The organism is Xanthobacter autotrophicus, from assembly GCF_030015065.1.
GTDB classification, from domain to species: domain Bacteria; phylum Pseudomonadota; class Alphaproteobacteria; order Rhizobiales; family Xanthobacteraceae; genus Xanthobacter; species Xanthobacter autotrophicus_D.
Window position 1 is genome coordinate 1 of the sequence record NZ_JAIVFN010000354.1, and the last position, 478, is coordinate 478.

Below are 478 nucleotides of genomic sequence, written 5' to 3' on the forward strand. Positions count from 1 at the left end.
GAACCCCGCCTATGCCGACACGCTGTCGTCCATCGCCGGCGGCGGCGCCGATGCCTTCTACAGCGGGCCCATCGCCCGGGGCATCGTCGACAAGATCAAGACCACCAGCGGCGGCTCGCCAGCCGTGGCGATCACCCCCGGCCTCACGGAGGTGAGCGACCTGGCCAACTACCGCGCGAAGCGCCGCGACCCGGTCTGCACCACCTATCGCGACTACTGGGTGTGCGGCATGTCGCCACCGTCCTCGGGCGGCATCGCCGTGGCCTCCGCGCTCGGCATCCTGGAGAACTTCGACCTCGCTCAATACAAGCCCACGGCCATCGACATCGAGGGCGGCAAGCCCACGGTGATGGGCGTGCACCTCGTGAGCGAAGCCGAACGCCTCGCCTATGCCGACCGCGACAAGTACGTGGCCGACACCGACTTCGTCCCGCTGCCGGGCGGCTCCCCCGCGCGCATGCTGGACAAGGGCTACCTG

At 69.7% G+C, this 478-nt stretch carries 1 protein-coding gene; it reads left to right on the plus strand.

Annotated features, from left to right (window positions below; translation table 11 throughout):
• The coding region (locus K9U40_RS23500; RefSeq protein WP_282892476.1) for a gamma-glutamyltransferase at positions 1 to 478 on the plus strand (478 nt) is incomplete at both ends.